Here is a 26,196-nt window from a genome sequence, read left to right as displayed (position 1 = left end):
CCAGTCATGAGTTTTTTTAAGTTTTAATATCAGATTAAATATGTATAAGAGCCACAATTTATGAGCAACAATATAAGAAACATCACAATCATAGCCCATGTCGACCATGGCAAAACTACTTTGATTGATAATTTAATGAAACAAAGTGGATCATTTAGAGAAAATGAAGTTGTTGATGAAAGATTAATGGACTCTGGGGAACTAGAAAAAGAAAGAGGAATTACAATTCTTGCAAAACCTGCATCTATTAACTGGAATGACTCAAGAATAAATATTATTGATACGCCAGGCCACAGAGATTTTGCAGCAGAAGTTGAAAGAGTTTTGAGCATGGCTGATGGAGCTCTTTTATTAATTGACTCTGCAGAAGGAGTTATGCCTCAAACAAAATTTGTTTTATCGAAAGCATTAAAACAAGGTTTAAAACCAATTGTAGTTATTAATAAATTGGATAAAGCAGATCAAAGAGCTAATGAGGTCTTAGATGAAACTTTTGATTTATTTGTAAGTTTAGATGCAAATGAAGAACAATTAGATTTTCCTGTTTTATATGCAAGTGGAAGATCTGGATGGGCTGATCATGAGGTAGATGGGCCAAGAGAAAATTTAAATCCTTTATTAGACTTAATTGTGGAGCACGTTAAACCGGCCGAATTAGATAAAACCAAACCTTTTGCAATGTTATCAACATTGCTTTATTCAGATAGTTTTTTAGGTAGAAGTCTAGTAGGTAGAATTACACAAGGGACAGCAAAAGCAAATCAACCAATCAAAGCTATTAATTTAAATGGTGAAAAAGTTGATGAAGGAAAATTAACAAAGATTTTTAGATATGAAGGAACTAAAAAAGTTCCAATTGATGTTGGAGAAGCAGGAGATATTGTCGTTGTAGCAGGATTAGAAAAAGCAAATGTTGCTGATACAATTTGTAATTTGGAAGTTAATGATCCTATACCAGCGACTCCAATTGATCCTCCAACAATGTCGATTACAATAACTGTTAATACTTCTCCATTAGCAGGTACAGAAGGTAAAAAACTTACAAGTACTCAAATTAGAGAAAGATTAGTTCAAGAAGCACAAAACAATGTAGGAATTACTTTTTCAGAAAATGATAGAAAAGATTCATTCGTTGTAAGTGGACGAGGTGAATTAATGTTGGAAATACTTCTTACTCAAATGAGAAGAGAAGGTTTTGAAATGACAGTAAGTCCACCAAAAGTTTTATATAAAACTGATAATCAAGGAAACAAACTTGAACCAATTGAAGAAATTACTATGGATTTAGATGAAGAACACTCCTCAAAAGTAATCGACTCGATGAATAGAAGAAAAGGTAAATTAATTGAACTAAAAGATACAGGTACAAATAAGAAAAGATTGATATTTCATGCACCTACGAGAGGTTTGATGGGATACACAAGTAGATTTCTAACGCTTACTAAAGGGGAAGGTGTAATTAATAGAATTTTCCATGACTACGGTCCTTTTGAAGGTGAAATGGAAGGTAGAAGAAATGGTGCATTAATTTCAATGGAACAAGGAAAAGCAGTAGCTTTTGCAATCTTTAACCTTCAAGCGAGAGGAGAAATGTTTGTTACTCACAATGATCCTGTTTATCCAGGCATGATTGTTGGATTATCACCAAAACCAGGTGACATGATTATAAATGTCATGAAAGGAAAAAAATTAACAAATATGAGAACACAAGGAACAGACGAAAACGTCGTTCTTACTCCTGTTAGAAAAATGTCAATAGCTGAACAACTAAGTATGCTTAACAGTGATGAAGCATTAGAGATTACACCTGAGTCTTGTAGATTGAGAAAAGCAATTCTTGATCCTCATGAAAGAAAAAGAAGTGAGAAAACTAGCGCAGCTGCTTAGTTAAATATTTTTCCAACTAAAAATAATCCTAAAGCTACACAAGGGCCAATTCCAAAAGCAAATATAAGTGTGCCCACTCCAACGGTCCCACCTAAATACCAACCAATAATTACAACAGTAATTTCTAAAAAAGCTCTTACTAAGGCTATAGGTAAATTTGTTGTTTTTGTTAGTCCTGTCATTAAACCATCTCGTGGACCTGGACCAAGATTAGCTACTAAATAAATACCACTACCAAGTCCTACTAAAATTACTGAAAGAACTGCTAATAAGTATTTTGTAAAAAGAGATGAAGGTGGTTGAAAATAATTTAGAGTGAAATCAATCATAGCAGCAATCACGATGATATTAAATATTGTTCCAAGACCTGGTTTTTGTTTTAAAAAAATCCATAAAAAAAGTACTCCTACACTTACAAAAAAAGTTGCTGCTCCAATGGATAAACTAGAGTTAAGCGAAATTCCTTCAGCTAATACTGACCAGGGTGAGTTTCCAGTTGTTGATAAAATTAACAAACCTTCTCCCAAACCAAAAATTGTTAAACCAAAAATTAAAAAAAATGATGTTGAAAATTTTGGCTTGAAGTTCAAACTTTCGTTTGAGCTCCAATTTACTTTTGGAATATTTTTTATAGATAGGAACATTAAATATTGATACTTTTAATTTAATTTTTATTTATATTATTATCATGAAAAAATTTTACACTATTATTATATTTTTTTTATTTACTTTTAACTCAAACGCACATGTTGGTCATTATAATAACTTCAAAAAAATTGAACTTGAAATCTTAAGAAATAATGAAGTTATAGGATATAATAATTATTCTTTTTCTAGGAAAGACAATGAAACAACTGTAAATAATAAATATAAATTTACAGTAAAACTACTTGGGGCAACTATTTTTGAAGTAGAAGGTTTTGGAGAAGAAAAATATTTAGGAGATAATTTAATTTCCTTTAAATCTAAAACACGTCAGAATAAAAAAGAAAAATTTGTAAATTTAATATTAAATAATCAAACGAATAAATTTGATATTCAAGGATCTTCTTTTTCTGGTGAAGCTTCTTCAAAAAATACAATTGGAAGTTGGTGGAGCCATAAATTGTTACAGGCAGAAAGCCAAATTAGTCCTATTTCTGGAAGTATAAAAGAACAACTAGTTACATTTATCGGTAAGGAAAAAATCACTATCAATGGAAAAGAATTTGATACTGATCATTTTAAACTCACTTCTAAAGATATGGCACTTCCAGAAGACAAAAGATTAAATTTTGATATATGGCTTGATAAAAAAACCTCAGTGATAGTTAAAGTTACCTATGAAAGAATGGGAAGTTGGGAGTATAGAATTAAAAATATTGAGTAATTTTATCTCTTTATTTTCCTAAAAAGGTCATTAGCACTTATCCATCCCGCTTCTAGCCTAGGTCCAACAAACCAATCAGCACAAACTCCTAAATTAATTTTTGAATTCCAATAACTTTTAATTTTTAAAGGTTTTGAACTTGATGAATACATCCATCCATGATTTAAAGAAAAAAGAACGTTGCTTTTTTTAATACCAGTAAGATCAAAAAATTTATTAATTAATATTTTTGAATTTAAATCTTTATTTTCTTTATTTTTCAAAATTTTTTTATTTGCCCATATTGCTGTGCTTTGAAGTGTCCAAAATTCATAAATACTTTTAAATCTAAACTTACTATTTTCTCTAGCAGCCCAACCTAAAATTTGATCATCAAACAAAAAACTACTTATATTTTTTTTTGTTTTTTTCATTTTTATCATGACAGTAATATTTGCATCCATTTTTAATTTTTTTTTAATAAAAGAATGATTAATAAATTTTTTTGCTAATTTAAGTAATTGAGGATGTGGGCAAGTTAAAATTAGATTATCATAAAATTTATTATCACCATCAGAAAAGGTAAGTTTCCATTTGTTTTTATTATAATCAATTTTTTTTAATTCTTTTTGAAAATTACAATTAATTTTTTTTAATAAATACTTGCTAATATCGTTATTACCTTTTCTGCCAATTATTTTTTGATGGTTTTTATTTTCTTTTATCTTTTTATTTTGAAAAATATGCTGGCCCTTCCAATTTTTTAATATTTTTTTTGCTATGAGTTTTGTTGTGAATTTTTTAAACTCACTAGTCTTAGGGGAAATATATTGAACGCCATGATCAAAGCCTATTTTTTTATCTAACCTTTTAAATGACGATCTCCCACCAGGACCTCTTGCTTTGTCATAGAGGTCTACAGAGTGTTTTTTATTTAATAGATTTGAAATTGTAGCACCAGATATTCCAGATCCAATTACACAGAAAGTGCTCATTTACCTGCAACTGTCATTCCTTCTATCATCATAGTTGGTGAGTTAATGGAATATTCAAAATCTAAATCACTGGCTAAAGTTATATTTTTAAACATATCTTTGAAATTTCCTGCAATTGTTATCTCATTTACTGGAAATTTAAATTCGCCATTTTCAATTAGGAAGCCTGTTGCACCCACTGAATAATCTCCTGTAACTAAATTACTTCCATGGCCTATTGTTTCGGTTACATAAATATGTTTTGAATTACTCTTTAATAAATCTTCAAAACTAATATTTCCATTATCGAAATATAAATTTGTTGTACCACCAGATCTTCCATTTGATTTTAAGTTAAGTTTTTTTCCATTGTAAGTATCGACTAAATAATTTTTTAAAACACCATTTTGTACAAGATTTAAAGTATCTGATTTTACTCCCTCTGAATCAAAAATTTGGGACCCAACACCTTTGTTTATATCGGGTTTATCAATAACATTTATTGTTTCTGTAAATATTTGTTCATTGATTTTGTCCTTAAGAAAAGATGTTCCTCTAGAAATCGCAGATGAAGATATGGCCCCTGCAAAAGCTCCCAACATCCCTTTTGCAATTCTTTTATCGAATATAATGCTTATTTTTTCACTTCCAATTTTATTTGGGCTTAATTTTCTTATAGTTTGTTCAGAAGCTTTTTGACCAAGTTCTTTTGCGCCCTTAATGTCAGATAAATGACGTTTGCTTGTAAATTCATAGTCTCTTTCCATACTATTTTCATCTTTAGCAACAGTAACACAAGATGCACTAAATGAAGATGATTTGTATCCATCACAAAATCCATCACTGTTTGCTAAAATAAAGTTAGATTTATTTTCAGTAAAACTAGACTCTGTATTTATGATTTTTTCTTCTGAAGATGCAACGCTCTCAAGTTCTTTTAAATATTCAATTTTTTTTTCATTATCAAAGTGTGTTTCATCATATAAATTTAAATTTTTAATTTCTTTAGCTAAAAGATCTTTATCTGGTAAAGAATTAAATTCATCTTCAGGGGTATTTTTAGTTGTTTCAAAACATTTTTCTATTAGGGTTTTAATGTTATCATCTAATAAGTTTGATGAAGAAATTGAAGATCTTTTTTTTCCCAAATAAGTCTCTATACTTATTGCTAATCCATCTGATCTATTAGACTCGTCTAAAGTATTATTTCTAAAATTTACAGTTTCAGAAATTGAATGACCTACTGTTACACTTGATCCAGTTGCACCTAATTTTTTAGCTAAATCTAAGCAAAATGATGCTTTTGATCTTAAATATTCTTGATCCTTAACCATAATTTAAAGTTTTGTTCCACCAACTGTCATTTTATCGATTAGAATTGAAGGTTGGGCAACTCCAACAGGTACACCTTGTCCAGCTTTACCACAAGTTCCTATACCAGGATCTAACATCATATCGTTTCCAACCATAGAAACTTCTTTTAAAATTGAAGGACCATCTCCTATTAATGTCGCTCCCTTTATCGGTGAACCAATCTTTCCGTTATTAATTTCATATGCCTCAGTACAATTAAATACAAATTTTCCAGATGTAATGTCAACTTGTCCTCCTCCAAAACTTACTGCAAAAATTCCTTTGTCTACTGATTTGATCATTTCTTCTTGAGTTTGGTTTCCACTCAACATCATTGTATTTCTCATTCTTGGCAAAACAACGTGTCTATAATTTTCTCTTCTTCCTGAGCCAGTCGATTTGGTTTTCATCAATCTAGCATTTAATCTATCTTGCATAAAATTCTTTAATATCCCATTTTCAATCAATACTGTTTTTTCTGTTGGTGTACCTTCATCATCAATAGTTAAGCTACCTCTTCTATTATCAATTGTTCCATCATCAACAATCGTAACTCCCTCACTGGCAACTTTTTGGCCCATAAGATCATGAAATGCAGAAGTTTTTTTTCTATTAAAGTCTCCCTCTAAACCATGTCCAATAGCTTCATGTATTAAAATTGCTGGCCATCCAGGTCCTAAAACAACTTTCATTTCTCCTGCTGGAGCAGGTTTACTTTCTAAATTTACTGACGCAATTCTAAATGCTTCCTCACATACAGTTTTCCAATTGTCATTTTTGAGATATTCATCATAAGATTGTCTTCCACCTATTCCATAAACGCCAGTTTCTTTTCTTCCATTTTTTTCTAACATTACAGATACATTAAATCTAATTAATGGTCGGACATCAGTTAATACCTCACCACCTGATCTTATAATCTCGATAGATTTTTGTTCACCTGCAAAACTTGTGGTAACTTGTTTTACAGATTGATCTTTTTTTCTTAGATACTCATTTACTTTATTTAATACTTCTAATTTCGAATTTAATGTTTTTTGCTCTATGGGATTAATATCCTGATAAAATTTTTTATTAGATCTTGAAATATCTTGATTATAAGTACCTTTCATAGACTTCAATGTAGATTTTAAATTTTCAGAAGATTTTTTTAATGAATCTTTTGATATTTCGTTAGAGTGAGAATATGCAACAACCTCTCCCGTAATTGCTCTAAATCCAAAACCTAAATCTGAACTATAGCTTGAGCTTTTAATTTTATTATCATCTAATAAAATAGATTCGGATTTTGTGTCCTCCAAATATAGCTCACCATCATCACAATTTTGTAATGTATCAGATACTATTGCATCAGCATCTTTTCTTGTTAAATCAGATTTGTCAAAAAAATTACTCACTCGGTTTAGATAGTGCTTTATTATTAATTTTCAACTAATCATTTGGCGCATTTACATGCCTAATTTTAGAGTTAATATAATTTTTATGAAAGTTTATTTTAATAATTCTTGCAAAATTTGTAGATCAGAAATCAATATGTATAAAAAAGAAAATATTGAAGATATTGATTGGATAGATATTACGAATAACAAAGAAGCAGAAAAAGAAACTTCCAAAAATGACAAAGAACTTTTAAGAAGATTGCACATTAAAGAAAACGATCAATTAATTGAAGGTGCAGAAGCTTTCCTTTATGTTTGGAAGAGAATACCAAAATATAAATTTTTATATAGTTTTTTCAAACTTCCTATCATCTTTACAATTTTTAAATATGGATATGAAATAGTTGCGTATTTTTTGTATTTGAAAAATAAAAAACAATTAAAAAATTAATTAAGAAAAAATATCAAAATTTGACTCAATAAAGACATTGAGAGGATAAACATAATTAAAACTACTGAATACATGAGAGTGATAATTTTATTTCTTTTTCTTCTTAATCTTACAAAATTTTTGTCATCCAAATCTGATATGTCTCTTTCTCCATCAACTTCATAATCGTAACTCCATCTCCAAGTTGATTGTCCTAACCTTTCGTCTTGACTATTAAAATATCTGATCCAAGCAAGTATATAACTTAGCAACACATATAGAATTACCATTGCAATTATTCCATAAAACATAACTAATAATACTTAAATTAAACGTAATAATTAATTGTTATTTTTGGCTCTTTTTCTTGCAATTAATTGAGTTAAAGAATCCACCATCGTGTCTGAAGCTTTAAATATTTCATTATTTTTAAATTCATGAGAGATGTTTTTCTCAGGATTAGTTTTGTCTTCAATAACTATACCTTCATCAGGAGAATTATTTTTAATATAAATTAATAATAACCATTCTTCGTCAGGAGCTTCATCCCACTTAACAAATATCTCACCTGTTTCAAATCTTCTATCAATACATCGAAAAATAGACATGTGTCTTGTGATGTGTCTTTTATTTAATTGGAAAACTAAACTACTGGCACTTCTATAAAAGCTCTCAAGAGCAAATTCAATTTTTTGTCTTGCTAATGTATATTCTTTTTCTTTCCTTAATAATGTTTCCCTATCCTCATTACCTTGAATTTTAACACCTAACGCCTCTACTCTCTCTCTAATTTTTTGATCTCTTATTATTCGATATTTTTCTTTTAATTTCTCAATTCTCTGCTGAAGCCCTGCATAATCTTCTCTCTTTTCTTTTAATGATATTTTTTCTAGTTTTTCTAATTCTTTAACTTCTCTTACTCTAAATTTTTCAATCTGCTTTTCTAATTTTAATTGTTGTAAAAATTTCTTTTGCTTTTCAGCTTGTTCAATTCTTAATAAAGCCTGTTCTTTTCGTAGGAATAATTTAATCTCTTTTGTTCTTTGTTTTTCTAATCTAATCTCTTCCTTTAATACCTGTTCATTAAGCTTTAATTTTAATTCTTGTTCCTTCTGCTTCTCTTGCTGTAGGGCTAGTTTTTCCTGTCTCTCTTGCTCTTGTTTTTCAAGTTTTATTCTTCTCTGCTCATCTTTTTTAAGGGTTTTATAATTACTGATTGTTTCAGATATTTTATCAAAAAATGCCTGAATATATTTTTCTATATTGAAATTTATTCTAAATTTAAATTCAGGTTTTAGTGAATTTTGAAAATTAATTATTTTTAAAAGAAAACTTTTTTCTTTAGGTTTATTTAGAATTTTTTTTTTTGTTTTTTCTTTTACTTTTGAAATATTTTTTTTTTTAGCTTTAACCTTTTTTTTTTTGTTAATTTTAGTTTTTATTTTTTTTTCTTTAGAAATTTTTTTAAATCTTTTTAATTTTAACTGGGATTTTTTTTTACTTTTTTTAATAGATTTATTTTGTTTTTTTTTTATTTTTTTCATTTAAAGGAATTTATTTTTTATCAATAAATTATTGATAAATATAGTCTCTTGTAACTGGTGTGGAAGAATAGTTTTTGGTTAGCTGAAACTGATATACAACTTGGTCTCCCCATTTAAAAGCCATTTCGCAACCCGCTAAATAGAATTCCCACATTCTAAAAAAACGCTCATCAAACATGTTAATAATTTTATCTTTATTATTTATACAATTTTCTTTCCAATGCCTTAACGTATGAGAATAATGCATCCTTAATACCTCAATATCAGCCACAATTAAGCCAGCTTTTTCAATTGGAGTGGTAACTTCACTTAAACTTGGAGTATAACCACCTGGAAATATATATTTTGTTATCCATGGATGAGGATCTCTTGGAGGATTGACTGATCCAATGGTATGAATTACCGAAACTCCATCATCTTTAAGAAGTTTTTCAACTTGTGAGAAAAATTTTTTATAAAACTTTCTTCCCACGTGTTCAAACATTCCAACACTTACAATCCTATCAAATTTTTCATCGAGCTCCCTATAATCCATTAACCTAAATCTTAATTGATTTTCTAAATTCAGTTCTTTAGCTTTTTGTTTGCAATATTTTAATTGATTTTCTGATAATGTTATTCCAGTGACTTCACAATTAGCTGATTTTGCAATATCGACTGCTAAAGATCCCCATCCACATCCAATATCAAGAACTTTTTGGTTTGGCTTTATATTTAATTTCTTAATTATGTGTTGAATTTTATTATTTTGGGCATCCTCTAAAGTATCATTTTCATTTTTGAAATAAGCACATGAGTATTGTCTTTTAGGGTCTAAAAATAAATCATAAAGATCATCTTTAATATCATAATGATGTGAGACATTCATTTTGGATTTTTTGATAAAATTGAAATTTGTTAGATATCTATACGAACCCCTCAATCTGTTAATTAAGTAACTAAAAAAATTTAATTCTCCTCTTCCAAAATTCATCAAAGATAAGTCTAAAAAATCTGTGAGACTTCCATTCTCAATGACTATGTCTCCATCGGTATAAGCTTCCCCAAAGTAAAGATCGGGATGAAATAAAAGTTTATAATGAAGTTTTTTATTTAATATTTTAACTTTTATGGGATTTTCCTTCTCTGGATTTCCAATAATATAACTTTTAGAATTTGCATCGACCAATATAAATCCATCTTTCTTAAAAACACTATTTAAGAACCTTGCTAACTGCATTTTATGCTGCCATCGATGATTTTAGTGAAAAACTAAATTTTTCTAAATTATTTAAAAGATCCACCTCTTCTTGTTTATTAAGAATTCTTAAAGGTGGTAGTAGATTTTCATAAAAACTATCTTTGTTCTTATAAAAAGTGTGTAAGCCAGAAATTAGGTTATATTTTTCAAATGTCCCTCTTACATCACATAATTGGGTATTAACTTCTTGCTCTCTTCCATCTTTAAAGTCGTCATATACTTTTCTAGCAAGTTTAGATGTTGCATTGCACGTTGCTGTAATTATTCCTGAACAACCTAATTCAAGTCCCTTCAATAATTTAGATTCAGATCCTGGCATTATAGAAAAATTATCTAATTTTAAATTTTCAAAAAGATTATATGAGCTATCTTTTACACCAACAATTTGTTCTGGAAAATTTTTTACCAATTTTTCAACACACTCTACACTAAATTTATATCCACAAAGCTTTTCAAAATTATATAAAATAATTTTAGCTTTTGGCGTTGCTTCTACTAATTTGGAATAAAAACTAAAAACATCATCATCGGTATATTTATAAAATGCAGGTGGCATTATTAGAAATTTTTCTAAATTTAATGACATTGCAACTCTCATTAAATTTATTGTTTCTCCTAAAGAATTTAATCCTGTTCCAATAATAAATTTATCTTTGTAATTGTTAGTTGATATTTTATTTAACAATTTAATTTTTTCCACAACAGGAATTAGTTGAGCCTGGCCAGTGCTGCCAAATATTGCAACACCGTGGCAACCGTTATCAATCACCATCTCAGCATGTGTGATGGTTTTATCAATGTTTAAAGTTAAATCTTTATTCAAGATAGACATTGATGCTGCATATATTCCATTGATATTGCTCATAAATAAAATTTATATAAAAAAAAAATATAGTAAAGTTTAAATTATCTAAGCTATATCTCTCAAAACTATTTCTTTAGCTTCATTTACCAATGTAGATAACCTGGAAGTTTCAGGTGAGATATCTGGATGAATTTTTTTTTGTATTTTGATGTAGGCTTTATTTACATCCTCTTTAGTTAAATTTTTTGAGGGATTTAAATTAAGTATACGATACGCTTCTTCAGTAGACATTGTATTTAAATTTGATGCAGTGTTATTAAATGAAAATCTCCCAGAATTTCTTAAAGTTTGTATTAATCTGTACAACGAAATTAATTGAAAAATTGACATACCTTTCAGTTTTAAAAGAGCAAGACTTGCAAGGGTAAATGGCAAAGTAAGTAAAAATTTACCTCCTATTGCAAACAAAACTGCAAAGATGATTAAAACTATGAATAAGAATAATCTTAAACCTTTAGATATTTTTTTTGACGCAACTTGAGTAAAAAGTCTTAATAAAAAATATAAACCAACTAAGATTATTAATGTATAAATTATAAAATTCATATATTTCCAGTTAAAAATGAAAGTACCATATCTAAAAAAAAAACCAGAGCTAAAATCTTGTCACAATGTGGAGTGGGAAGATAACTATAGCTGGATACATCAAGAAAATATTTTAGAAGTCTTGCAAGACAAGACTAAGCTTCTTCCAGAAGTAAAAAAATATTTAGAAGATGAAAATGAATATACTGATTATCATCTAAAAAATACGAAAAATGTTCAAAAAATATTATTTGACGAAATTAAAGGTAGAATAAAATTAGATGATGAAAGCTTATCTTTTAAAGATCATTCATATGAGTATTGGACAAAGACTACTGCCAAAGGAAATTATTCTATAAAATTAAGAAAAAAAATTGGTTCATCAGAAATTGAAGAAATTTGGAATGGAGATGAAGAAAAAGAAAAATTAAATGTTGAATATTTCGGTGTTGGAGATTTAGAGGTAAGTAACAATGATCAATATCTTGGGTACTCACTAGATACCAAAGGTTCTGAGTATTATACAATTTATGTAAGAAATATCAAAAATAATAAAACTATTTCAAAAGAAATCAAAGAAACATCAGGAAGTATAATTTTCAGCTTAGATGATAACTATCTTTTTTATTCAAAGTTAGATGAAAATCATAGAGCTAGGAAAATTTATAGACATAAAATTGGAAATTTTGAAAGTGAAGATGAACTAATCTTTGAGGAAAAAAGTGAAGCTTTCACTGTTAGTATTGGATTAAGTTCTGATGAGAAATATTATTTCATAAACACTTCTGATCACAATACTTCGGAGCAATATTACTTTCATGTTAATGAAGTAAAACCAAATCCAAAATTAATAATTAAACGAGAAAAGGGAATACTTTATTCTGTAAACTCATGGAATGGAAAATTTTATAATCATACAAATAAAGATGCAGAGGATTTTAAAATAGATATTTCAGAAACTTTAGAAAATCAGAATTGGAAAACATTTATTCCTCCAAAAAAAGAGGTGTTAATTGGTGGACTTTCATTTTTAAATAACTGGATAATTAGATCTGAAACATCAGATGCTTTGGATAAGTTGTTTGTTATAGATACTTCAACAAATAATGAAGAAGAACTAATTTTTTCTGACGAAAAAGTATTTGTTCCTGGTGTTTCGTTAACACAAAGAAATAGAGACACAGATGAGGTTTATGTTTCATACTCTTCACCCAAAACACCTTCAAGAGTTTACAAATACAATTTAAAAACTAAATCTAAAACACTTGTAAAAGAACAAGAAATACCATCAGGCCATAATACAGATGATTATATAGTTGAAAGAATAGAGTTTAGATCCCATGACGGAAGAATGGTTCCACTTACGATAACAAGACATAAAAATACAAAAATAGACGGAACAGCAAATTTGTTATTATACGGATACGGATCGTATGGTAGTTCGATGAGTCCAAGTTTTTCTTCAACAAGACTTTGCTTAATAAATAGAGACATTATTTGGGCTACTGCACACATTAGAGGTGGAATGGAAAAAGGAATGAAATGGTGGAAAGAAGGAAAGCTAACAAATAAAAAAAATACATTTGAAGATTATATTTTTGCTGCAAAATATTTGATTGAAAATAATTACACCTCAAAAGGAAAAATAATTGGAATGGGAGGATCTGCTGGTGGTTTGTTAATGGGAGCTGTTGTTAATCAATCTCCTGAATTATTTTTAGGTATAATTATGGCTGTTCCTTTTGTGGACTCATTGACAACAAATCTCGATCACTCTTTACCCCTTACAGTAGGTGAATTTGATGAATTTGGTAATGCTAAAGAAAACAAAGAGCACTTTGATTATATATTTTCATATGCTCCTTATAATAATATAAAAAAAATGGATTATCCTCATATGCTAATAACAACTAGTTTAAGTGATAACAGAGTTTTATTTGATGAACCTGCAAAATTTACAGCTAAACTTAGAGACTATAAAACTGATAATAATTTATTACTTCTAAAAACAGAAATGAATGCGGGTCATGGAGGTAAATCTGGTAGAGATGGAGCAATAGAAGAAATTGCACTCGACTACGCATTTGCATTAAAAATTTCAGAAAAAATTTAGTTTTTAAGATATTGAAATCGTTTTAATCATACCTACATATATAATGTAAGTCGCCTTATGGGACTTGCATAAAATAAACTTGCTTAAAAAAGGAGAATATTATGACAAGTAAGGATCTATCTATATTTAACTCACTAAGACCTTTTTCAATTGGTTTTGACGATATGTTTGAGCAATTTGAAAACATGTTGGGTAACGGAAGTTTGACAATGCAATCAAACTACCCTCCATACAACATCAGAAAAACTGGTAAGGATAATTATGCAATTGAAGTTGCACTTGCTGGTTTTAATAAAAATGATGTTGAGATAGAGTTTGAAGATAATTTATTAACTGTAAGAACAAAACAAGTTGATAAATCTGAAAACAATGATGTTAATGGAGAAATAATTCACAAAGGTATTTCTCAAAGACAATTTGCAAGATCATTCACTATAGCTGATGATGTAAAAGTTAACGGTGCTGAACTTAAAGACGGTCTTTTAACAATATCTTGTGAAAGAATTATACCAGAGCACAAAAAGAAAAAGCTTATAGAAATTAAATAAGTTTACCCTTACTTGCGAGGATTTATCCTCGCAGGTAAAATTTAAAAACATCCGTTGGAAGCAAATCCAATTACTAATTTATCTGGATTAATCTCAAATCTTCTCTCACATGGAAAGCCATACTTCTTGGTATTGTAAATAAAAATAAAATTACCCTTTTCATTTTCAAAATCTTCATCAGGTTTTCCAAGTTCCATTTGTAATTTACTTGCTGATTGACCAATAAATTCACTCAACTTTTTATTTTCTTTTTGAATAGCTGCGTCTGTTTTTTGCTTCACTGTTTGACAACCAGAAACAAATAAAAAGATAAAAAATATAGTGAATAAAATTTTCAAATTTTTCATATAAACCACACTATCATTACAATTATGGCATAAATATAAACTTATGGGTTGAATTTTGTGAATAAAATGGACTTATTCAAAGTATTATTCAACAGAATCAAATAATTATCAGACATTAGGAGGACAAATGCTTGATAATTATTTTAATTATAAAAAACACAAAACAGATTTTAAAACTGAAGTCATAGCAGGAACCACAACGTTCTTAACGATGGCTTATATAATGTTTTTAAATCCATTTATCTTATCGGGAGAATTCGCCGGACCCGAAAAAGGTTTCTTTGATTTCGGCGCGGTATATACAGCTACGATTTTAGCCACAGCTTTAGCATGTTTTATTATGGCTTTTTATGGAAAGACTTGGCCAATAGGACTTGCACCCGGAATGGGTATTAACGCATTCGTTGCATTTGGTGTATGTGCGGGAATGGGCTACACACCTCAAGAAGCACTTGGTGCTGTATTGGTAGCAGGTGTATTATTCTTAATAATATCTTTAACGCCAATAAGAGCATGGCTAATTAACTCAATTCCAAAAAGTTTAAAATTAGGAATTGGTGCAGGTATAGGATTATTTTTAGCGATTATCGGATTACAAATTATGGAAGTAGTTGTAGATGATCCTGTTACCTTAGTTAAATTAGGTAATCTTGGAGATCCATTAGTTCTTTTAGGATGTGCAACATTTATAGCAATAATTGTTTTAGAAAAAATGAATGTAAAAGGTAACATCATCATAGGGATATTGGTATTTAGTATCATTGCTTGGGCTGCTGGCCTTGCTAAATTTAATGGTTTAGCTAGCTCACCTCCTCCAATGACATATCTTTTTGAGTTTGATCTGTCTGCCGCAATGACTGCTAGTATGTCTACAGTAATCTTTACTTTATTGTTTATCGACTTCTTTGATACGGCTGGAACTTTAACTTCTGTTGCAAACGTTGCGGGTAAAGTTGGTAAAGATGGAAAAGTTCAAGATATCAATAAAGCAATGTTATCTGACAGTGTTGGAACAGTTGCAGGTGCAATAATGGGAACTACTACTGTAACAAGTTATGTTGAGTCTGGTGCTGGTGTAAAAGCAGGTGGTAAAACAGGAATGACATCTCTTGTAATAGGTATTTTGTTTTTAGCATGTATCTTTTTTGCTCCTTTAGCAACTAGTTTACCTAAACAAATTGATGGTGCAGCTCTACTTTTTGTGTCTGTTCTTTTTGTAAGAAATATTACAGATATTGAGTGGAACGATATTTCTGAGTCTGCTCCTGCAATACTTGCAATGATAGCAATGCCGTTAACATACAGTATTAGTAATGGAATTGCCCTAGCATTTGTTTCTTACGCATTAATTAAAATATTTACTGGAAAGTTTTCAAGCACTTCTCCAGCAATATGGGTAGTTGCAATACTTAGTGTTGTAAGTTTTGCTGTAAGTTAAATAAGATCTTAACAGGGCTAGTTTACTAGCCCTGTTAACTAATTTCTTTTAATTAATTCTTCAATAGATAATTCTTCGTAATGTTCAGTTGGCTGAACAATCCATGGGTCAGAATCTAGTCTTACTGGACAGAAATCTGGTTCGAAAGTTGAAGATTTTTTTTTCCAAAGACAAGCAGTTTTAACTTCTTTTATAAAATCTTTTGTTTGAGGATAATTTTTTAACCACTCAATACTTTTATTTAAAGTTAAACCAGTATCAGAAAGATCATCTATCAATAAAACTTTACTAAAATCCTCGTTATTAGCTAATGAGCTTATTTCTCTGGCAAACATAAGTTCACCTTGCTTATCTTCCATTCCTTCGCCTGAATAACTTTGAATAACAATGTAGGCTATTGGTAATTTTAAAATCCTTGATAAGATATCAAGGATCGGTGCAGCACCTCTCATAATACCAATTAAAACTGTAGGTTTGTATTCTTTGTGAATTTGTATTGCCAGTTTCTCAACAATTTTTATATATTCATCAAAAGAGATTATGAGTTTGTCAGCCATGAAGTTTAGTATCATAAGTAAAAAAATTTAAAAAGGAGAAATGATGAAGGTTTACTGGATTGCTTTGTATAAAAAGATAGATAACCAAGAAAATATTAAAAAATATGGAGCTAAAGTTACAGATATAATAAAAAGTTATGGAGGTGTTCCATTAGTAAGAGGAGGAAAGTTTAATACTTTAGAGGGAGAAACATACCCAAGAACAGTAATTTGGGAATTTCCTAGTTATGAAAAAGCTATGGAGTGTCATGACTCTAAAGAATATCAAGAAGGTTGGGCGCTCGCAAAAGATACTACCGAAAGAAACTTACAGATAGTCGAGGCTTTTAATATTGAATAGGCTCAGGATCTATACTTCTCCAAAGATACCATGTGGCTACAGAACAATATGGGGAAAATCTTTTTTGTAATAAGTTTACATAGCTTTCGGGTGGAAGATATTTTTTATTATAATTTTTTGAAATAGCTCTTAGAAGTCCTATATCTTGTACAGGCCATATATCAGGACGATTATAAGTAAATAATAAAATCATTTCAGCTGACCATCTTCCTATTTGTCTTAGTTTAGATAAATAAATAATTGCTTCTTCATCAGACATACCTGGAATAACTTTAGGATTAAATGTTTTATTTAATACTTGTTCTGCTAAACTTTTTATACCCTTAACTTTTTGTCTGCTTAATCCACAGCTCTTTAATTGAGAGCTTGATAATTTATTCACTGTTTTTGCATTAATTTTGTTTTTACACTTTTTTTTAAACTTTAAAAAAACTGAGTTAGCTGCAGCTACACTAATTTGTTGACCAATTATACTTTTACAAAGAGAAAAGAAAACATCTCGCCTTGATGTAAGAACAGTTTCTGATGGTGACTTATATTTTTTAATCAAAGAAGACATGGTTTTATCTTTTTTTGATAAATACTTTTTTGCTTTATTCCAATATGATGGGGTTTTACTCATGACGTGAAACAGATAGTTTTTTTTTTAAATACATTTCTCTTCTAAATATAATTATAGATGAAACAATAACTAATAAAGCACCTAATAAAGTTTTAGAAGTTGGTATTTCATTCCAAATAAAATATCCAAATATTATTGCAAAAACTAATCCAAGATATTTTAAGGGAGAAACCAAACTAACTTCTGAATATTTATAAGATTGTGATAGCCATAAATTTGCAAGACCACCCAATATACCAACCATTGATAGCAAAAATAAATCAAGTAAACTTGGCAAGATCCATCCCTGATAAAACGATAAAAAACTTAGAAGCATTATAGAGAATGAAAAGAAAAAGCTAATCAACCAGGCAGGTTCGGTTGATGATAATTTTCTTATAGCAATTGCCACATAGGAAAGACCTAAACAAAATATAATTGGGTAAATATAATACACATTTAAAGCACTAAATCCTGGCTCGGTAATAAATATTATTCCTAAAAATCCAACTAACACTGCCATCCATCTATATAAACCAACTTTTTCATTTAATAAAAAAATTGAAAAAATTGTAATAAAAATTGGTGCGGCAAAGGAAATACTTACAACGGTTGCCAAAGGTAAATTTCTAAGTGCAACAAATATAGAAACTAAAGCTATAAGTCCTGCTAAGCATCTTTTAAAATGAAGTACAGGTCGCGTTGTTTTATAGAAATCAAGATACCGATCTTTAGGAATGAGGAATAAAATTGGGATTATTCCACAAAAGCCTCTAAAAAACAAAACTTGCCCAACTGGATAATCATCAGACCATTTAACAATTAAATCCATTAGCGAGAAAGCACATACAGATATAAACATATAAAAAAAGCCCAATTGATTTTTTGACAACATGTGATTAACTTAGATTAATTAAGGTATTTATCAATGGAAATAGCAATTTTAGGTTTAGGATGTTTTTGGGGACCAGAAATAAAGTTTAGCAAACTTGATGGTATCGCAAAAACAGAAGTAGGATATTGTGGAGGTAACTCTGACAAAACAAATTATAAAGAAGTTTGTTCTGGTACAACCAATCATGCTGAAGTAGTTAAGTTAGAATTTGATCCAAATATAATTTCTTACGAAAATATTCTTGAACATTTTTTTAAATTTCATGACCCCACTACTTTAAATTCTCAAGGTCCTGACTTTGGTACTCAGTATAGAAGTGAAATTTTTTATACAAACGATGATCAAAAAACTATTGCGGAAAAGATGGTAGAAAAAGAAAATATTAAACTATCTGGCAAAGTAGTAACAAAAATTTCATTAACTAAAAACTATTGTGCAGCAGAGGAGTATCACCAAAAGTATCTAGAAAAGAGATAATATGTCATTGGTTGATACAGATTGGCTAGAGAAAAATCTCAACAAAGTGAAGATAGTTGATTGTTCTTGGCATATGCCTGCTGAAAATAGAAATGCTCAAGATGAGTTTGATAAAGAGCATATCCCAAATGCTATTTTTTTTGATTTAGATAAAAATTCAAAACAAGACACAGACCTTCCTCATATGCTTCCAAGCTTAGTGGCTTGGAATGAAATAATTTCAGACTTGGGAATTTCAAATGATGATCAAATAGTAATTTATGATAATTCAAATGTCATAAGTTCATGCAGAGGTTGGTATAATTTCATTTATTTTGGTCATGATCCAAAATTGATTAATGTTCTTGATGGTGGTTTTAAAAAATGGAAAAGTGAAAATAAAAAGACTTCAAATATTTCAGAAAATTTAAATAAATCTAATTATGAGGGTAATGAATTATCTAAACTTGTAAAAAATAAAGTCGTAATTGATCAAAATATTTCTAAAAAAGAATTCAAAGTGGTAGATGCGCGAAGTAGAGAAAGATTTGAAGGTAAAGCTCCAGATCCAAGAAAAAATGTAAGAAGTGGTTCTATTCCAAATTCGGTATGTTTACCTTTTGTAGAGGTAATAAATGAAAATAAGACTTTTAAAAATAAAGAGGATTTAAATAAATTATTTCAAGAAATATCAAAAAATTTTGAGGAAAATTTAGTTTTTTCTTGTGGATCTGGTGTTACTGCTTGTGTTTTAGCGCTTGCATATTCTTTAGTTAATACTAAATATCTCCCAACCATTTATGACGGATCTTGGTCAGAATATGGAAAAATTTAAATTATGAAAACATCAACTAAAATCACGAGTATAATCGTCATCTTCTTTTTAATTATTGCCATAGTGATTATTGGCAGAACAATGATTGGAAATCATTTTAAGAAAAAATTTAGTAAAAGACCTCCTCCTGGAATAATAGTAACCACAACACAAGAGAGAACTTTTGAAAATGTTATAAGTACATACGGAACAGCAGCACCAGTTAAAACTCAGTCATTTAAGGTTGAAAAGTATGAGATATTAAAGCCAATAGATTTTAATAAAAAAGTTAAAAAAGGCGATGTTGTTGCTAATCTTAAGAATAGAAAAATTATTGCTCAATTTGATGGGGTTATTGGGAAAAGAGAATTTTCTGAAGATTTAGAGGTATCAAAATCTTCTCTATTAATTAATTTAGAAGATACTAGCTCACTATATTGTGATGTGGATATACCAGAAATTTTTGTTCCATTTATAAAAGTTGGTTTACCTGTTGATATAAAGTTTTCAGGATACAAAAATAAAATTTACAAAGGTAAAGTTGACTCTTTTGCAAGCAGAATAAGTCAAGACACGAGATCATTAGCCACAAGAATAAAAATGGATAATAAATTTGGAGAAATTTTACCAGGTTCATTTTTGGAAATTTCAATTAAATATAATGTTAGAGATGGTTTAAGTGCACCCGATACAAGCACAATAGTCGAAGGTGAAAATATTTTTATATATAAAGTGGATGAGAAAAATAAAGTAATGAAAACAAACGTAACTGTAGGTGATAGATATTTAGGATTTGTAGAAATTTTAGATGGATTAAATAAAGGAGATAAAATAGTTGCCGAAGGTACAAAAAAAGTTAGACCAAATTTAACCATAAGACCTATAGAAAAAGGTGCAAAGAAAAAACAAGGAAATTCTGGTTGGGGTAAAAAAAAGGGATCCAAAAAAGCTGAGGAAAAAAAAGGTAAATTTGATTGGCTAAAAAATATTTTTAAAAAATCTGAAAAAGAAAAAAAATAATTAAATGTATATAACCGAAGTTAGTATTAAACGACCTGTTGTTGCATGGGTAATGTCTTTAATTCTAATTATTTTTGGAATATTTGTTTTTGCAGAGCTACCAGTTAGAGAACTTCCAGATGGAATACAGCCTCCAGTAGTTCAAGTTCAAACAGATTATAAATCAGCGTCAGCAGAAATTGTTGATGAAGAAATAACTCAAAAACTTGAGGACGTAATAGGTGGTGCCGAAGGAATTAAAAACATCGACTCTAGTTCTTTGAATGGACGAAGCAGAATTAATATACAATTTAATACAGATATTGATTTAGACGATGCAGCGAATGATATTAGAGAAAGAGTTGCTCGTGTTGTTGATAATTTACCTAGCGAGTCTAATCCACCCCAAATTCTAAAACAAGCAGCAGGTTTCACAACTACAATGTGGGTAGCACTGACATCTCCTACATGGGATGATCTCGATCTTGGAGATTATGCTGAAAGATATCTGATAGATGCTTTTTCAAGTGTTCCAAATGTTGGAAGAATCTTAGTTGGTGGACTAAGAGAGCTTAGTGTAAGAGTTTGGATAGACCCTATCAAATTAGCAGCCAATAACCTTACAATTCAAGAGGTTGAAAGAGCGTTAAGAAATGAAAATCTTAATATTCCTGCTGGTACATTAGAGGCAAATAATAAAGATTTAACTTTAAATATAGATAAGTCTTATTCAAACATAGATACTATAAAGCAACTTCCTCTTAGAAAAAATAAAGACAAAGTAGTAATACTTTCTGATGTTGCAAATATAGAGTTTGGACCTGTTTCAGAGAAAACTTTATTCAAAGCACAAAGTAAAAATGCACTCAACTTAAAAACTGTGGGAATTGGCATATACGCTAAAAGTGGTGCTTCAACAGTAGAGTTATCAAACCAAATTAAAGCCAAAATAAAAGAACTGAATAAATCACTTCCAGATGGACTAAGTTTGGAGATTGCATTTAATAGAGCAACATATATTGGTGCTGCAATCGAAGAAGTTTATAAAAGTTTAATTATTGCTTTTGTTTTAGTAGTTTTAATTATTTATCTTTTTCTTGGAAATCTTAAAGCGGTAATTGTACCAGCTGTAGCTCTTCCTGTTAGTTTAATCGGTTCATTTCTTGGATTATACATATTTGATCTCTCAATAAATATTTTTGTATTATTAAGTTTTATTTTAGCAATAGGAATAATTACTGATGACTCTGTAATTATGACAGATGCTATTTATACTAGAATAGAAAATGGTGAAACACCACTAGTTGCTGCTTATAAAGGTTCTAAGCAAATTACTTTTGCTATTATTGCAACTACTTTAATTTTAATTGCAGTGTTCTTGCCCCTTATATTTATTAAAGGGATATCTGGAACTTTATTTAAAGAGACTGCTATAGCGCTATCATTTTCAATTGTAGTATCATCCTTTGTTGCATTAACTCTATCTCCAATGCTTGGAAGTAAGTTTTTAAATAAAAAAGAAAAAGTTAATTTCTTAGTTAAAAAATTTAATAATAAATTTAAATCTTTTACTGGATTTTATATTGATTCACTTAAGTACTGGATAAATAGACAAAAAACTATTTCGATATTTATCATTTTTATCGTTGCAGCATCTGCTTATCTTTTTAATTTTTCAAAAAAAGAATTGCTGCCTATGGAGGATAGAGGTTCTTATTTAATAATAGGTTCGACAGATGAGGGTAGTTCATTTGAATATACTCAAGAAAAGGCTCAGATAATTGAAGGAAGAATATTAAGATTATTGCAAGCAGAAGATAGCCCATATGAAAGACTAATCATGAGAGTCCCTGGATTTGGAAGATCTGCAACATCTTATAACACTTTTATAATTATTGCTTTACTTGATGAATGGAAAAATAGAGAAAAAAATAGTCAAACTGTATTAAGAGAAGCTATTGGACAAGTAGTTTCAGTTCCAGAAACTTTTGCATTTCCAATATCTCCGCAAGGAATAAGAGTTTCAAACTACAACAAACCAGTACAGATGGTTATTTATGGGACAAGCTATGAAGAATTAGAAGATATTCAAAATAGTGTTCTAAGAGAGTTAAGAAAAAATAGAAATATGTTCAGAATTGAAAGTGATTACACAAAAAACAAACCTGAAGTAAAATTAATTACAAACAAAAATCGTGCTAATGACCTAGGTGTATCTACAGAAAATATAGGTAGAACTCTTGAAACACTTTATGGAGGAAAAAGAGTTACTTCATTTAGTAAAGAAGGAAGAGAATACCCAATAATCTTACAACAATATTTAGCTGATAGACGTGATCAAGACGGATTATCAAAAATATTTGTAAGATCTGAAACAACTGGAAAATTAGTTTCAATTGCTAGTCTTGTTGAATTTGAGGAAAAAGGAACTGCAGAGGCACTACCAAGATATAATCGACAAAGAGCTGTTACAATTTCAGCTGCACTATCAGAAAATTACACACTAACTGAAGCTGTTAAATATTTAGAAGATGTAATGATAAAAGTTGCGCCTCAAAACCAAATTACTTGGAAAGGAAAATCAGAAGAATTGAAAGAAACTACAAACGAAATTTATTTAATTTTTGCTTTAGCTTTGTTGACTGCTTATTTGGTAATGGCGGCAACATTTAACTCATTTGTACACCCTTTCATAATTATTTTGACAGTTCCTTTGGCTGTATTTGGTGGTTTAGTATTTATTTTATTTTTAAATAGTTCAGTAAATATATTCTCACAAATTGCCTTAATCATTCTTATTGGTATTTCTACGAAGAATAGTATTTTAATAGTCGATTATGCCAATCAAATAAGAACAACAGGTGTTAAAATTCAAGAGGCAGTGTTGAAAGCCTGTAAGCTAAGAATTAGACCTATTATAATGACATCACTAAGTACTATGATTGCTATGATACCTTTGGTTATCGGAAATATAGGTCCCGGAGCTGGAGAAGGATCAAGATTAGCAGTTGGTGCAACTATTTTAGGTGGAATGATTATATCTACATTCTTTACTTTATATGTGACTCCTACAATGTATTTAGCATTAGCAAAAAATACTAAGCGGATTGACGCCGTAGATATAGAGCTGAAAAAACAATTAAATTAAAAAATAATATACTTACTTGTAGTTAATTTATTTTTACAATCAGATAATTGTTTTTTATAAATATTTGACTGTTTCTCAACTCTTTTAGCTAAGTTAATAACCTTATTATTTTTTTTATAATTTTTGTAATTCCCCCACCCCTCATGGTATGCAACATATTGTCTAAAAGCATCTTTCTTTGAAACTTTTAAAATTTTCTCAGTTTTGTTTGTATACCAACCAATAAAATCCACACTATCTTTAAATCTTGTTCTTATTGCAAATTTATTTCCAGTTTCTTCTTTGTATTGCTTCCAAGTACCTTTGACTGCTTGGGAATATCCAAAAGAACTAGAAGGTCTTTTGTAAGGGATAACTTTGAATATTTTTTGTCTTGGAGGTTTTGCCAAGCTATCAAAGCTAGATTCCATCTTTATAATAGCTAATTGTAAATACACAGGTGTACCCCACTTTGCTTCTGCTTTTTTAGCATGCTTATACCAAAGATATTTTTCATTAAATATTGAGCAACTATCAGAAACATTTTTTGGGATTGAAGAACAACCACATAAAAATAAAATAAATATAAATATATAAATACTTCTAATATTTTTCATTTTTTCTTAAAAAAAAACATATAATAACAACTATTACAACACCAATTAAGTTTCCAAATAAATCAGAAAATTGAAAACTTCTTTCTGGAACTAATAAATGGAGAAATTCTAAAACTATTGAAAGTAAAATAAGATAAATACTTATTATTTTAAAGTGTTCTATTTTATTAAATGTAAAAAGTCCTACAACAGATAGAATTAAAAAAGCATATAGATGGTTTGTTGAGATCCAAAAATCTGGTGTAATTTGTGGTTGTTTTTTCAAATCCCCATACAAAAAAAATCCCAATATACTTCCTGGAAATAAATACAGAAAAATTATTACAAAGTTTAATGAATAAAAAATGAACTTATATCTTGAAAATATATTAATCATTAATGTAATAGTTTTATTTATCAAATTGATCTAAAAGATAAACAAATGAGTTATTTAATATTAGTAAGACACGGTCAAAGTGTTTGGAATTTAGAAAAAAAATTTACAGGATGGGTAGATGTTGATTTGACAGAAAATGGTAAATCTGAAGCAAAAAAAGCAGGTGAATTAATTAATAAAAACAACCTAACAATAGATCTTTATTTCTCATCTGTTCAATTAAGAGCCAAAAATACATTAAAAATAATTCAAGGAGAATTAAAGGACAATAAAGTTCCTAGTGAGGCATGGGAATTAAACGAAAGACATTATGGTGCACTTACTGGTCTCAACAAAGACGAAATGAAGGTAAAATTAGGGGAAGATAAGGTGCATCAGTTTAGAAGGTCTTGGGATTTAAGACCTGATCCTCTAGACAAACAAAATCCATATCACCCATCTAATATAGAAATTTATAAAAATATTCCTGAAGATAAAATACCTAGTACAGAGTCTCTAAAAGACACTTATGAGAGAGTAATAGATTTTTACAAAAAAAATATTAAAATCGTAAATGATAAAAATATTTTAATATCTGCACATGGAAATTCAATTAGAGCTCTTTGTAAGTACCTATTTAATTTGGATAATGATGTAATTTCAAAATTAGAAATACCGACAGGTAATCCTTTACTTATTGAAGTAAATGGAGATAAAAAAGTTTTAAGTGCTAAATATTTAGACTCTGACAGAGCTAAAGATCTTTTAGTTTTTTGAAGATTTCCAAATTAGTTAAATGATAAAAATTTTGTTTGCTTTCATATCCATGTAAATCTTTAGTATCAATCAATTTGTTCCAAATTTTAGAAATTGAAAATTTTTCATTAGTTTCATTTTTAAACAATTCTTTCCTTAATATCTGACAGCCGATGTAGATATAATTTTTATCTAATTCCTTAGTAATCAGATTATTTTCTAAATTGAAATCACCCTTTAAATTTTTATCAAAACTTAAATTTTTGTTTACTAATAAAAGAATATTTTTTAATTTTTCACTAAAATAGAACTCTTCCATTTTATTAATTTCATAAAAATACTCTTTTGTCCAAACAGTATCAGGATTAAAAACTATAAAATCATCTTCATTAGAATGCTTAATTAAATTTAAAATACCGCCCCCAGTATCTAAAATTTCTTTTCCATCTTCTATAATTTCAATATCAATATCAAAATTTTTATCTTTAAAAAATTTTGGAAAATGATCTTTTAAATAAAATGAATTTATTAAAATTTTCTTGATTCCCAAACTTTTAATCAACTGGATGCATTTTTCTAACATTGTTACATTATGTAACTCTAACAATGGTTTGGGCGTATCTAATGTTATTGGGTTTAATCTTTTTCCATATCCCGCACATAATATTAACGCTGTATTTATTTTCAT

General features: G+C 28.9%; 28 protein-coding genes. 12 read left to right on the top strand and 16 right to left on the bottom strand.

The window, feature by feature from the left end; all coding sequences use genetic code 11:
- Nucleotides 1-60: 60 nt before the first annotated feature.
- Nucleotides 61-1,887 (top strand): translational GTPase TypA, encoded by a 1,827-nt coding sequence (typA, locus tag ACTTBE_RS06635; protein ID WP_440677671.1) that lies wholly within the window; start codon nucleotides 61-63, stop codon nucleotides 1,885-1,887.
- Here typA and yczE read toward each other — a convergent pair.
- Nucleotides 1,884-2,531: a membrane protein YczE gene (gene yczE / locus ACTTBE_RS06630; protein WP_440677670.1), complete on the bottom strand. Its 648-nt coding sequence runs from the start codon at nucleotides 2,529-2,531 to the stop codon at nucleotides 1,884-1,886. The genes typA and yczE overlap by 4 nt on opposite strands.
- Before the next feature lie 44 nt (nucleotides 2,532-2,575).
- On the opposite strand from yczE, the gene ACTTBE_RS06625 reads away from it, so the two are divergent.
- Entirely contained in the window at nucleotides 2,576-3,256 is a 681-nt protein-coding gene (locus ACTTBE_RS06625; RefSeq protein ID WP_440677669.1) for a DUF6134 family protein, read from the top strand.
- 2 nt (nucleotides 3,257-3,258) lie between these two features.
- On the opposite strand, the gene ACTTBE_RS06620 is transcribed toward ACTTBE_RS06625, so the two are convergent.
- The 3 genes from ACTTBE_RS06620 to tldD are packed head-to-tail and all read right to left on the bottom strand — an operon-like array spanning nucleotide 3,259 to nucleotide 6,959.
- The gene (locus tag ACTTBE_RS06620) at nucleotides 3,259-4,230 is read right to left on the bottom strand and encodes an NAD(P)-binding protein (RefSeq protein ID WP_440677668.1); all 972 of its coding nucleotides are present in this window, start codon (nucleotides 4,228-4,230) and stop codon (nucleotides 3,259-3,261) included.
- Nucleotides 4,227-5,543, bottom strand: coding sequence for a TldD/PmbA family protein (locus ACTTBE_RS06615; RefSeq protein WP_440613751.1), 1,317 nt, complete (start codon nucleotides 5,541-5,543; stop codon nucleotides 4,227-4,229). Before ACTTBE_RS06615 ends, ACTTBE_RS06620 begins: the two co-directional genes overlap by 4 nt.
- A 3-nt stretch (nucleotides 5,544-5,546) precedes the next feature.
- Entirely contained in the window at nucleotides 5,547-6,959 is a 1,413-nt protein-coding gene (gene tldD, locus ACTTBE_RS06610) for a metalloprotease TldD (protein ID WP_440613750.1), read from the bottom strand.
- Nucleotides 6,960-7,044: 85 nt separating this feature from the next.
- Here tldD and ACTTBE_RS06605 point away from each other — a divergent pair, with 85 nt between their 5' ends.
- On the top strand, nucleotides 7,045-7,392 hold the full coding sequence (locus tag ACTTBE_RS06605) for a DCC1-like thiol-disulfide oxidoreductase family protein (RefSeq protein ID WP_440677667.1): 348 nt from the start codon (nucleotides 7,045-7,047) through the stop codon (nucleotides 7,390-7,392).
- Here ACTTBE_RS06605 and ACTTBE_RS06600 read toward each other — a convergent pair.
- Genes ACTTBE_RS06600 through ACTTBE_RS06580 form a run of 5 tightly spaced genes read right to left on the bottom strand, consistent with a single transcriptional unit; the run spans nucleotide 7,389 to nucleotide 11,566 of the window.
- Nucleotides 7,389-7,682, bottom strand: coding sequence for a hypothetical protein (locus ACTTBE_RS06600; protein ID WP_440677666.1), 294 nt, complete (start codon nucleotides 7,680-7,682; stop codon nucleotides 7,389-7,391). The two genes, ACTTBE_RS06605 and ACTTBE_RS06600, sit on opposite strands and share 4 nt — an antisense overlap.
- A 30-nt stretch (nucleotides 7,683-7,712) precedes the next feature.
- Nucleotides 7,713-8,915 carry a hypothetical protein gene (locus tag ACTTBE_RS06595; protein WP_440677665.1) on the bottom strand — a complete coding sequence of 401 codons (1,203 nt, stop codon included), beginning with the start codon at nucleotides 8,913-8,915 and terminating at the stop codon, nucleotides 7,713-7,715.
- A 28-nt stretch (nucleotides 8,916-8,943) separates the two neighbouring features.
- Nucleotides 8,944-10,134, bottom strand: coding sequence for a class I SAM-dependent methyltransferase (locus tag ACTTBE_RS06590; protein WP_440677664.1), 1,191 nt, complete (start codon nucleotides 10,132-10,134; stop codon nucleotides 8,944-8,946).
- Nucleotide 10,135: 1 nt separating this feature from the next.
- On the bottom strand, nucleotides 10,136-11,020 hold the full coding sequence (locus ACTTBE_RS06585; RefSeq protein ID WP_440677663.1) for a dihydrodipicolinate synthase family protein: 885 nt from the start codon (nucleotides 11,018-11,020) through the stop codon (nucleotides 10,136-10,138).
- A gap of 45 nt (nucleotides 11,021-11,065) precedes the next feature.
- Nucleotides 11,066-11,566, bottom strand: a complete 501-nt coding sequence (locus tag ACTTBE_RS06580) for a J domain-containing protein (RefSeq protein ID WP_440677662.1) — start codon at nucleotides 11,564-11,566, stop codon at nucleotides 11,066-11,068.
- A 16-nt stretch (nucleotides 11,567-11,582) separates the two neighbouring features.
- Between ACTTBE_RS06580 and ACTTBE_RS06575 the strand changes: the two genes are divergently transcribed.
- A complete protein-coding gene (locus tag ACTTBE_RS06575) occupies nucleotides 11,583-13,658 on the top strand; it encodes a S9 family peptidase (RefSeq protein WP_440677661.1) in 2,076 nt (691 codons plus the stop codon).
- A gap of 101 nt (nucleotides 13,659-13,759) precedes the next feature.
- A complete protein-coding gene (locus tag ACTTBE_RS06570; RefSeq protein WP_440677660.1) occupies nucleotides 13,760-14,206 on the top strand; it encodes an Hsp20 family protein in 447 nt (148 codons plus the stop codon).
- A 41-nt stretch (nucleotides 14,207-14,247) separates the two neighbouring features.
- On the opposite strand, the gene ACTTBE_RS06565 is transcribed toward ACTTBE_RS06570, so the two are convergent.
- Nucleotides 14,248-14,553 (bottom strand): hypothetical protein, encoded by a 306-nt coding sequence (locus ACTTBE_RS06565; protein WP_440633046.1) that lies wholly within the window; start codon nucleotides 14,551-14,553, stop codon nucleotides 14,248-14,250.
- Nucleotides 14,554-14,680: 127 nt separating this feature from the next.
- Between ACTTBE_RS06565 and ACTTBE_RS06560 the strand changes: the two genes are divergently transcribed.
- Nucleotides 14,681-15,991 carry an NCS2 family permease gene (locus tag ACTTBE_RS06560; RefSeq protein ID WP_440653086.1) on the top strand — a complete coding sequence of 437 codons (1,311 nt, stop codon included), beginning with the start codon at nucleotides 14,681-14,683 and terminating at the stop codon, nucleotides 15,989-15,991.
- Nucleotides 15,992-16,029: 38 nt separating this feature from the next.
- On the opposite strand, the gene ACTTBE_RS06555 is transcribed toward ACTTBE_RS06560, so the two are convergent.
- Nucleotides 16,030-16,563 carry a phosphoribosyltransferase gene (locus tag ACTTBE_RS06555; RefSeq protein WP_440634774.1) on the bottom strand — a complete coding sequence of 178 codons (534 nt, stop codon included), beginning with the start codon at nucleotides 16,561-16,563 and terminating at the stop codon, nucleotides 16,030-16,032.
- Nucleotides 16,564-16,591: 28 nt separating this feature from the next.
- Between ACTTBE_RS06555 and ACTTBE_RS06550 the strand changes: the two genes are divergently transcribed.
- Nucleotides 16,592-16,888, top strand: a complete 297-nt coding sequence (locus ACTTBE_RS06550; RefSeq protein WP_440633386.1) for a DUF1330 domain-containing protein — start codon at nucleotides 16,592-16,594, stop codon at nucleotides 16,886-16,888.
- Here the strand turns inward: ACTTBE_RS06550 and ACTTBE_RS06545 are convergent.
- The gene (locus ACTTBE_RS06545; RefSeq protein WP_440677659.1) at nucleotides 16,875-17,510 is read right to left on the bottom strand and encodes a DNA-3-methyladenine glycosylase family protein; all 636 of its coding nucleotides are present in this window, start codon (nucleotides 17,508-17,510) and stop codon (nucleotides 16,875-16,877) included. The two genes, ACTTBE_RS06550 and ACTTBE_RS06545, sit on opposite strands and share 14 nt — an antisense overlap.
- Nucleotides 17,503-18,384, bottom strand: coding sequence for a DMT family transporter (locus ACTTBE_RS06540; RefSeq protein ID WP_440677658.1), 882 nt, complete (start codon nucleotides 18,382-18,384; stop codon nucleotides 17,503-17,505). Before ACTTBE_RS06540 ends, ACTTBE_RS06545 begins: the two co-directional genes overlap by 8 nt.
- A 33-nt stretch (nucleotides 18,385-18,417) precedes the next feature.
- On the opposite strand from ACTTBE_RS06540, the gene msrA reads away from it, so the two are divergent.
- The 4 genes from msrA to ACTTBE_RS06520 are packed head-to-tail and all read left to right on the top strand — an operon-like array spanning nucleotide 18,418 to nucleotide 23,801.
- Nucleotides 18,418-18,861 (top strand): peptide-methionine (S)-S-oxide reductase MsrA, encoded by a 444-nt coding sequence (gene msrA / locus ACTTBE_RS06535; RefSeq protein ID WP_440677657.1) that lies wholly within the window; start codon nucleotides 18,418-18,420, stop codon nucleotides 18,859-18,861.
- A 1-nt stretch (nucleotide 18,862) separates the two neighbouring features.
- Nucleotides 18,863-19,675: a rhodanese-like domain-containing protein gene (locus ACTTBE_RS06530; protein WP_440677656.1), complete on the top strand. Its 813-nt coding sequence runs from the start codon at nucleotides 18,863-18,865 to the stop codon at nucleotides 19,673-19,675.
- Nucleotides 19,676-19,678: 3 nt separating this feature from the next.
- Nucleotides 19,679-20,674, top strand: a complete 996-nt coding sequence (locus tag ACTTBE_RS06525) for an efflux RND transporter periplasmic adaptor subunit (protein ID WP_440677655.1) — start codon at nucleotides 19,679-19,681, stop codon at nucleotides 20,672-20,674.
- A 4-nt stretch (nucleotides 20,675-20,678) separates the two neighbouring features.
- Complete coding sequence (locus tag ACTTBE_RS06520) at nucleotides 20,679-23,801, top strand: efflux RND transporter permease subunit (RefSeq protein ID WP_440677654.1); 3,123 nt, start codon at nucleotides 20,679-20,681, stop codon at nucleotides 23,799-23,801.
- On the opposite strand, the gene ACTTBE_RS06515 is transcribed toward ACTTBE_RS06520, so the two are convergent.
- Both ACTTBE_RS06515 and ACTTBE_RS06510 read right to left on the bottom strand, forming a co-directional pair.
- Complete coding sequence (locus ACTTBE_RS06515; RefSeq protein ID WP_440677653.1) at nucleotides 23,798-24,397, bottom strand: transglycosylase SLT domain-containing protein; 600 nt, start codon at nucleotides 24,395-24,397, stop codon at nucleotides 23,798-23,800. The two genes, ACTTBE_RS06520 and ACTTBE_RS06515, sit on opposite strands and share 4 nt — an antisense overlap.
- Nucleotides 24,384-24,662 carry a VanZ family protein gene (locus tag ACTTBE_RS06510; protein ID WP_440677652.1) on the bottom strand — a complete coding sequence of 93 codons (279 nt, stop codon included), beginning with the start codon at nucleotides 24,660-24,662 and terminating at the stop codon, nucleotides 24,384-24,386. The genes ACTTBE_RS06515 and ACTTBE_RS06510 overlap by 14 nt, the downstream gene beginning before the upstream one ends.
- A gap of 156 nt (nucleotides 24,663-24,818) precedes the next feature.
- Between ACTTBE_RS06510 and ACTTBE_RS06505 the strand changes: the two genes are divergently transcribed.
- Nucleotides 24,819-25,529 (top strand): 2,3-bisphosphoglycerate-dependent phosphoglycerate mutase, encoded by a 711-nt coding sequence (locus tag ACTTBE_RS06505; protein ID WP_440677651.1) that lies wholly within the window; start codon nucleotides 24,819-24,821, stop codon nucleotides 25,527-25,529.
- On the opposite strand, the gene ACTTBE_RS06500 is transcribed toward ACTTBE_RS06505, so the two are convergent.
- On the bottom strand, nucleotides 25,507-26,196 hold the full coding sequence (locus ACTTBE_RS06500) for a sugar phosphate nucleotidyltransferase (protein ID WP_440677650.1): 690 nt from the start codon (nucleotides 26,194-26,196) through the stop codon (nucleotides 25,507-25,509). The genes ACTTBE_RS06505 and ACTTBE_RS06500 overlap by 23 nt on opposite strands.

It is taken from the genome of Candidatus Pelagibacter sp. HIMB1587, from assembly GCF_052047775.1.
In the GTDB taxonomy this organism is placed as follows: domain Bacteria; phylum Pseudomonadota; class Alphaproteobacteria; order Pelagibacterales; family Pelagibacteraceae; genus Pelagibacter.
This window is presented reverse-complemented; position numbering and strand designations above follow the sequence as displayed.

Excerpts from the sequence above, each read along its gene's own strand:
- typA (WP_440677671.1), top strand. The coding sequence starts at position 61 with ATGAGCAACAATATAAGAAACATCACAATCATAGCCCATGTCGACCAT.
- yczE (WP_440677670.1), bottom strand. The coding sequence starts at position 2,531 with ATGTTCCTATCTATAAAAAATATTCCAAAAGTAAATTGGAGCTCAAAC.
- ACTTBE_RS06625 (WP_440677669.1), top strand. The coding sequence starts at position 2,576 with ATGAAAAAATTTTACACTATTATTATATTTTTTTTATTTACTTTTAAC.
- ACTTBE_RS06620 (WP_440677668.1), bottom strand. The coding sequence starts at position 4,230 with ATGAGCACTTTCTGTGTAATTGGATCTGGAATATCTGGTGCTACAATT.
- ACTTBE_RS06615 (WP_440613751.1), bottom strand. The coding sequence starts at position 5,543 with ATGGTTAAGGATCAAGAATATTTAAGATCAAAAGCATCATTTTGCTTA.
- ACTTBE_RS06605 (WP_440677667.1), top strand. The coding sequence starts at position 7,045 with ATGAAAGTTTATTTTAATAATTCTTGCAAAATTTGTAGATCAGAAATC.
- ACTTBE_RS06600 (WP_440677666.1), bottom strand. The coding sequence starts at position 7,682 with ATGTTTTATGGAATAATTGCAATGGTAATTCTATATGTGTTGCTAAGT.
- ACTTBE_RS06595 (WP_440677665.1), bottom strand. The coding sequence starts at position 8,915 with ATGAAAAAAATAAAAAAAAAACAAAATAAATCTATTAAAAAAAGTAAA.
- ACTTBE_RS06590 (WP_440677664.1), bottom strand. The coding sequence starts at position 10,134 with ATGCAGTTAGCAAGGTTCTTAAATAGTGTTTTTAAGAAAGATGGATTT.
- ACTTBE_RS06585 (WP_440677663.1), bottom strand. The coding sequence starts at position 11,020 with ATGAGCAATATCAATGGAATATATGCAGCATCAATGTCTATCTTGAAT.
- ACTTBE_RS06580 (WP_440677662.1), bottom strand. The coding sequence starts at position 11,566 with ATGAATTTTATAATTTATACATTAATAATCTTAGTTGGTTTATATTTT.
- ACTTBE_RS06575 (WP_440677661.1), top strand. The coding sequence starts at position 11,583 with ATGAAAGTACCATATCTAAAAAAAAAACCAGAGCTAAAATCTTGTCAC.
- ACTTBE_RS06570 (WP_440677660.1), top strand. The coding sequence starts at position 13,760 with ATGACAAGTAAGGATCTATCTATATTTAACTCACTAAGACCTTTTTCA.
- ACTTBE_RS06565 (WP_440633046.1), bottom strand. The coding sequence starts at position 14,553 with ATGAAAAATTTGAAAATTTTATTCACTATATTTTTTATCTTTTTATTT.
- ACTTBE_RS06560 (WP_440653086.1), top strand. The coding sequence starts at position 14,681 with ATGCTTGATAATTATTTTAATTATAAAAAACACAAAACAGATTTTAAA.
- ACTTBE_RS06555 (WP_440634774.1), bottom strand. The coding sequence starts at position 16,563 with ATGATACTAAACTTCATGGCTGACAAACTCATAATCTCTTTTGATGAA.
- ACTTBE_RS06550 (WP_440633386.1), top strand. The coding sequence starts at position 16,592 with ATGAAGGTTTACTGGATTGCTTTGTATAAAAAGATAGATAACCAAGAA.
- ACTTBE_RS06545 (WP_440677659.1), bottom strand. The coding sequence starts at position 17,510 with ATGAGTAAAACCCCATCATATTGGAATAAAGCAAAAAAGTATTTATCA.
- ACTTBE_RS06540 (WP_440677658.1), bottom strand. The coding sequence starts at position 18,384 with ATGTTGTCAAAAAATCAATTGGGCTTTTTTTATATGTTTATATCTGTA.
- msrA (WP_440677657.1), top strand. The coding sequence starts at position 18,418 with ATGGAAATAGCAATTTTAGGTTTAGGATGTTTTTGGGGACCAGAAATA.
- ACTTBE_RS06530 (WP_440677656.1), top strand. The coding sequence starts at position 18,863 with ATGTCATTGGTTGATACAGATTGGCTAGAGAAAAATCTCAACAAAGTG.
- ACTTBE_RS06525 (WP_440677655.1), top strand. The coding sequence starts at position 19,679 with ATGAAAACATCAACTAAAATCACGAGTATAATCGTCATCTTCTTTTTA.
- ACTTBE_RS06520 (WP_440677654.1), top strand. The coding sequence starts at position 20,679 with ATGTATATAACCGAAGTTAGTATTAAACGACCTGTTGTTGCATGGGTA.
- ACTTBE_RS06515 (WP_440677653.1), bottom strand. The coding sequence starts at position 24,397 with ATGAAAAATATTAGAAGTATTTATATATTTATATTTATTTTATTTTTA.
- ACTTBE_RS06505 (WP_440677651.1), top strand. The coding sequence starts at position 24,819 with ATGAGTTATTTAATATTAGTAAGACACGGTCAAAGTGTTTGGAATTTA.
- ACTTBE_RS06500 (WP_440677650.1), bottom strand. The coding sequence starts at position 26,196 with ATGAAAATAAATACAGCGTTAATATTATGTGCGGGATATGGAAAAAGA.